This is a genomic window from Schaalia canis (assembly GCF_003858455.1).
In the GTDB taxonomy this organism is placed as follows: domain Bacteria; phylum Actinomycetota; class Actinomycetes; order Actinomycetales; family Actinomycetaceae; genus Pauljensenia; species Pauljensenia canis.
Window position 1 is genome coordinate 1 of sequence record NZ_RQZF01000026.1, and the last position, 1533, is coordinate 1533.

The window sequence follows — 1533 nt, forward strand, 5'->3', positions numbered from 1 at the left end:
TAGCGACCTGGGCATCCCACAAGGCACGCAGTTCTTCCTCACTTGGCGGCTCAACACTAGAGTTTTTGAGGTCGATACGCACCATAATGTAGGTGTCATCAACAATCCCATACGCTCGCGCCGCAGTACGAATAAACCTGCCTTCTTCTACAACCGGCTCAGGCGGAGGAGGCGTAAGTCCCTTCCCCTCCCAGTACACGGCCTGGAAAGCAGCGATACCCTCACCAAAATCAAGAGGGGTCACCCGCCAATCAGTCGTAGGAGTCGCACCCTTCGCAACCAAATACGCCTTCCCCAACCGGCAGTAATCACCACGGGCAAGCCGGTCAATCTCTGGTGGGCCAAAGTCAAAACTACCATCAAGAAAATCCCACACGCCAAGGACGATCCTACGATCACCACTGATGTATTTCACAGCATAGGGTGTCGCATAAGGTTCAGGGTAGTAAATGGTGTCGTCAGGACCACAATCAGCAGCCGTACTCATATCCTCTCCCTGAATTGGAGTCTGCACGCCACCACCAGCCTCTTTGGCGGTCAGGAGCATCAGATCAGGAGTAATGTTCTCCTCACCATCACCAGCCCCACACGCTGATAGCAGGCCAGCACAAACACACAAAGCCACCAAAACAGTGCCACACTTTTTCACTGAACTCATCACTGTGCACACCCTCACTTTTCAAGGTCAAGGAACCCAAGCTTATACGCGGTCTCAAAGGTAGCTAGATCCCCCTTGAATACACTGAGATCTTTCACGACAAAACCAAGACTATCCCGCTTGTCCTTGGGCATTCCTTCACCGCCAGGAAAAGACGTTTCTAACCACACATCCACATCACTGGATGAAAGACTATTCCCCTCAGCAAGACGATCAAGATCACCCCGGGTAATATGACCAGCATCGTACAGAGCCGCGAAGATCGCATACATTCGCGCCTCAAACGACTCTTCAATTTGCTGAGCCTTCGTCTCCAAAGCAAGATGTTCGTTGCGCGCAAGGGACTCTTCCAGCTCTTGGGCTCCGACGTTGAGGGCTTGCTCGGCGAGGAAGTCAGCGGCTTGTCCGACGAAGGGAATCTTGTCGAGGGGAGCCTCTTTGGCCAGGTCCTTGCCTAACCCAATCCAGGCCCGGATTCTTTCATCAGCCTCACGACCAGCAGCAACCTGCTGATCCCCGATCTGGTCTATAAAGAACGCCTCAAGCTTGCCCTTGAGGTACGAGGGCGTCGAAGAATGGTAGGAGGCGGTTCGCGGGCACGGTTTCGTTAGGGGCGAGGCTAAAAGCGGTCAGGGAGGCAGACACAGGTGGAAGCAGGAGGGCAAGGCCTGATGTTGGGTGGGAGGGTTTGGTGTGGTGAGCTCACTTGCCTGATTGTCCGCTTTGAGGGGTCAGGACTTCTTCACTGCGCTCGATAGCTTTAAAGTAGCGGACTTTAGCGACCTGAGCATCCCACAAGGCGCGCAGTTCTTCTTCCGAGGGGGGTTCGACGCTGGTGTTTTCCAGGTCGATACGGACCATAATGTAGGTGTCGT

At 54.1% G+C, this 1533-nt stretch carries 3 protein-coding genes; 1 reads left to right on the top strand and 2 read right to left on the bottom strand.

Annotation, left to right across the window (positions count from 1 at the left end; genetic code table 11):
- Window positions 1–658: hypothetical protein (locus tag EII11_RS10310; protein WP_133306628.1), on the bottom strand; the 658-nt coding region annotated here is incomplete at its 3' end.
- A 14-nt stretch (window positions 659–672) separates the two neighbouring features.
- Window positions 673–975, bottom strand: coding sequence for a hypothetical protein (locus EII11_RS10315; protein WP_124872484.1), 303 nt, complete (start codon window positions 973–975; stop codon window positions 673–675).
- 6 nt (window positions 976–981) lie between these two features.
- Between EII11_RS10315 and EII11_RS10925 the strand changes: the two genes are divergently transcribed.
- Window positions 982–1116 carry a hypothetical protein gene (locus EII11_RS10925; protein WP_276310967.1) on the top strand — a complete coding sequence of 45 codons (135 nt, stop codon included), beginning with the start codon at window positions 982–984 and terminating at the stop codon, window positions 1114–1116.
- Window positions 1117–1533: the final 417 nt, after the last annotated feature.

Excerpts from the sequence above, each read along its gene's own strand:
- EII11_RS10925 (WP_276310967.1), top strand. The coding sequence starts at position 982 with ATGTTCGTTGCGCGCAAGGGACTCTTCCAGCTCTTGGGCTCCGACGTT.